We start from the raw sequence: 3,834 nt of genomic DNA on the forward strand, positions 1-3,834 counted from the left end.
TTTTGGCATTGGGCCCTCGGCGCTGACGGAGGCCATGGGCATGCTCAACCACCATTTCGCAGCAGCCGCCTGATCGGCGCAGAGCGACAGCCTACCTCTGACTGCCGCCAATCTTTGCAACAGAGCCCCGACGACTCCGACATCGACGATGACGACACGGTGCGCTCCGGCGGGCCGCAGGCGCGCCGGATCCCGAGCTTCCTCGATCCGGATCGCCCGATGGATCCCGTGCGCATGTCCGAGACCGGCAGCCTGGCGGAGCACCTCGGGTTGCGCCGGAAGAACGACGACCAGACGGATGTGGGGCCGGTGCGATGAGGGCGGGACTGGTGCTCGGCGAGGTCTGGAACGGCCTGCGCCGCAATATGTCGGTGGTCATCTCCGTGGTGCTGGTGACCTTCGTGTCGCTCACCTTCGTGGGGGCGGCGATCCTGATGCAGCTGCAGATCCAGCAGATGAAGACGTTCTGGTACGACCGCGCGCAGGTGGCCGTCTACCTCTGCACGGACTACGACCAGAGTTCGACCTGCGCCGGCGAGGACGCGGGCGAGGACGAGATCGCGGCCGTCGAGGAGGCGCTGCAGTCGGACACGCTGCGCCCCTACGTCGACGACTTCTTCTTCGTGACGCACGAGCAGGCCTACAAGGAGTTCGTGCAGCAGTTCGAGGGCAACCCGATCGTCGACATCACGAAGCCGGAGCAGCTCAACCAGACCTTCTGGATCAAGCTCAAGGATCCCTCGCGCTCCGACATCATCACGGAGACGTTCTCGGGCATCCCCGGCGTGCAGAGCGTCTCGGACCAGCGCAGCCTGCTCGATCGGATCTTCCTGTTCCTGGGGGTGGCGAGCTACACGGCGATCGTCATCGCGGGGCTCATGCTGGTGGCGGCCATGCTGCTGATCTCGACCACGATCAGGCTCTCGGCGTTCTCGCGCCGGCGGGAGATCGGGATCATGCGCCTCGTGGGCGCGTCGAACCGGTTCATCCAGACCCCCTTCATATTGGAGGGCATCATCGCCGCGCTCTTCGGCGCCGTGCTCGCGAGCGCCGCGTCGGTGGCGATCGTGCGCTTCTTCGTGCAGGGATTCCTCGCCCGGGAGGTGCCGTTCACGAGTTACATCACGGTGGAGCAGGCGCTCGTGGTGCCGCCGATCCTCGTGCTGGTGGGAGTGGTGCTCTCGGCGATCGCGGCGAAGATCGCGATCACCAGATACCTGCGGGTGTAGCGCAGAGCGTCCCCGGGGCGGGCCGCGGATCCGGATCTCGGGGCCGGGGCTCGTCGAAACCGAGCCCATCGTGCGAGCCCGAGCCCTCCCGCGCCGATAATCCGTGCGGGTTGGAGCAATCGGCTCGGTTCGGGCGCCTCGAGGCCGGGCGGCTCGGCGTGGCGGGCGGAACGGCGGCGGTGTGCGATAAGCTGGTTCTTCGCGCGTGAGCGCGGACCCCGAACCACCCCGGCCGCAGGAAGGATGTGACATGAGCCCGAAGGAGACCGGCGAGAAGCTGATCGCCTCCAACAAGAAGGCCCGGCACGAGTACCACATCCTCGACACCTACGAGGCGGGCCTGGTGCTCACGGGCAGCGAGGTGAAGTCGCTGCGCATGGGACGCGCGTCGCTCGTCGACGGATACGTGTTCATCGAGCGCGGCGAGGCCTGGCTCGACGCCGCCTACATCCCCGAGTACCTCAACGGCTCGTGGACGAACCACGCGCCGCGCCGCAAGCGCAAGCTGCTGCTGCACCGCCAGCAGATCGACAAGCTCTACCAGAAGACCCGCGAGGGCGGCATGACGATCGTGCCGCTGCGCCTGTACTTCCTCGACGGCCGCGCGAAGGTCGAGATCGCCCTCGCGAAGGGCAAGAAGGAGTACGACAAGCGCCAGACCATGCGCGAGCGGCAGGACAAGCGCGAGGCCGAACGGGCGATGCGCACCCGCAACCGGATGGGGGAGTAGGCGCTCCCTCGGGTGTCCCCGCGTCGCGGGCGGATCCTGCGACGCGCCTGACGCGGTGGCGCCACCGCGGAATGCGCGGAACGCTGGCGCGTTCCGTTTCAGCATTCCGCGCACGCAGGAGGACGAGGTCGAGCACACCCCCTGTCCATCCTGCGCGGAGCGAGCTTGCGAGCGCAGTCGCAGGATCCACCGGCGCGGTGCCGACGCCGGTCACGCCGCCTACACCGCGTCGAGGGCACGGCTGACGTCGAGCAGGATCCCGCTCTGCAGCCCGTGCCAGTGCCGGGTGTCGGGATCGGGCCACGACGAGAGCTTGACGATCACGGAGTCGGTGCGCGGATCGAGCCAGAGGTTCTGGCCGTGGATGCCGATGCCGCTCACGTTGCCGCGCTCGTTGCCCGTGCACCACCACTGGCGCGTGTAGCTGCCCTCGGGGAATGCGGAGGTGAAACCCTCGTCGGTCATGGCTTCGCGGGAGCCGCCGGCCAGCACGCTTTCCACCCAGCCCTGCGATACGACCCGTCCGCCGGGAGCGACGCCGCCGTCGAGCATCATGCGGCCCACGCGTGCGAGATCCCGCGCGGTGCAGGAGACGCCCCCGTTCGCGAAGCCGAAGCCGGTCTGGTCGACCGTGATGGTCGCATCCCGATCGGCGTCGAGCTTCGCCCACAGGTACGTGGAGAGCGCTTCGACGTAGCGCAGACCGGTGACCCGCTCGACGATCCAGGCGAGCACGTCGGTGTTCGCCGAGCAGTACTGGAACTCGCCGGTGCCGCCGTCGCCGCGGAGGGTGGTGAGGAACTCGTAGGTGTCGGCGGGGTCCCCGTCTCGCCGCGTGCGCCAGCCGGCGGAGCGATCGTGGGTCTGCACCTCCGAGGCCGGATCGACGTAGTCCTCGTTGTAGTCGATCGAGATCTGCATGTCGAGCACCTGCAGCACGGAGGGCCCGTCGTAGACGGAGCCCGCGAGCTCGGGTACATACTCGGTGACGGGCTGCGCGGGATCGATGCGCCCCTCGTCGATCAGCGCGCCGACGACCGTGCCGCACAGCGACTTCGAGACGCTCATCAGCAGGTGACGGTCGTCGGGTGCGAAACCCGCCCGGTAGTACTCGGCGAGGACCTCGGAGCCGCGCAGCACGAGGAATGCGTCGGTGCAGGTCTCCTCGAGCCGCTGCTCGAGATCGGGGAGCCGCGTCGCGAGCGCGTCGAGCCGCACGACGGGCTCCGCGGGCGTCGCCGGGTCGCGCCGGGAGACCGCCGCCGTGGGCAGCAGCTCGCCCAGGCGGGCGAAGGCCCAGCGGTTGTGCGGGGCCTCCTGCCAGCTGTCGAGTGTCGGCTCCCCGGCCGCGGCTCCGGGATACCTGGCGGGGTGCTGGCCGGTGGAACGTGCGTTCATCGAGTGTCTCCGAAGGTGTAGCCGCGGCGGGTGAAGAGATAGTAGAGGCCCGTCCGGCACAGGTGGGCGTGCCAGTCCCAGGTCTGGATCGTCTCGGGCGCCGCATCCCCGGGCGGCGCGAACACGGCGGTCGAGCACTCACCCTCGGTGTCGGGCGGAATGACCGCGAGCACCTCGGTGCGGGCGTTGAGCGCGGCGAGCCGCCACAGCGGCACCCCGGCCGCCTCGGCCGTGGCGGCGAGCTCGGCCGCCAGGTTCGGCGCCCAGGCCTCGAGCGTCGCGAAGCAGCTCTCCGCGATCCCGCGCACCCGATCCTCCGGCAGGCCGCGGATCCCGAAGAACTCGAGATAGCCGTCGACCGCGTCGCGGATCCCCTCCCCGAAGCGGCTCCCGATCTCGGCGCCCCGGCTTCCCGGATCCGTGCCCGTCACCGTCGCGGTGATGATCTCCACAGCGTTCCTCTCCTGTTCCGGGGCC

Annotated in this window: 4 protein-coding genes and 1 pseudogene; 3 read left to right on the plus strand and 2 right to left on the minus strand. The window is 69.4% G+C overall.

What is annotated here, in order from left to right:
- The 3 genes and pseudogenes from QSJ60_RS18990 to smpB all read left to right on the plus strand — a co-directional run.
- Positions 1-318, plus strand: a pseudogene (locus QSJ60_RS18990) (hypothetical protein); the annotation flags it as partial.
- Positions 315-1,229 (plus strand): permease-like cell division protein FtsX, encoded by a 915-nt coding sequence (gene ftsX / locus QSJ60_RS18995; RefSeq protein WP_079941836.1) that lies wholly within the window; start codon positions 315-317, stop codon positions 1,227-1,229. The pseudogene QSJ60_RS18990 and the gene ftsX, both read left to right, overlap by 4 nt.
- Positions 1,230-1,479: 250 nt before the next feature.
- Positions 1,480-1,959, plus strand: a complete 480-nt coding sequence (smpB, locus tag QSJ60_RS19000) for an SsrA-binding protein SmpB (protein ID WP_079941835.1) — start codon at positions 1,480-1,482, stop codon at positions 1,957-1,959.
- Between the two features lie 219 nt (positions 1,960-2,178).
- Here smpB and nylB read toward each other — a convergent pair whose 3' ends face one another.
- Together nylB and QSJ60_RS19010 are read right to left on the minus strand one after the other, a co-directional pair.
- Positions 2,179-3,357: a 6-aminohexanoate-dimer hydrolase gene (nylB, locus tag QSJ60_RS19005; RefSeq protein WP_012476894.1), complete on the minus strand. Its 1,179-nt coding sequence runs from the start codon at positions 3,355-3,357 to the stop codon at positions 2,179-2,181.
- A partial coding sequence (locus QSJ60_RS19010; protein ID WP_502871410.1) for a C45 family peptidase occupies positions 3,354-3,834 on the minus strand: 481 nt, incomplete at its 5' end. The genes QSJ60_RS19010 and nylB, both read right to left, overlap by 4 nt.

This window comes from Agromyces sp. NBRC 114283 (assembly GCF_030268405.1).
GTDB lineage: Bacteria > Actinomycetota > Actinomycetes > Actinomycetales > Microbacteriaceae > Agromyces > Agromyces mediolanus.

Bases quoted from the DNA above. Each gene is read 5' to 3' on its own strand.
- ftsX (WP_079941836.1), top strand. From the start codon at position 315: ATGAGGGCGGGACTGGTGCTCGGCGAGGTCTGGAACGGCCTGCGCCGC.
- smpB (WP_079941835.1), top strand. From the start codon at position 1,480: ATGAGCCCGAAGGAGACCGGCGAGAAGCTGATCGCCTCCAACAAGAAG.
- nylB (WP_012476894.1), bottom strand. From the start codon at position 3,357: ATGAACGCACGTTCCACCGGCCAGCACCCCGCCAGGTATCCCGGAGCC.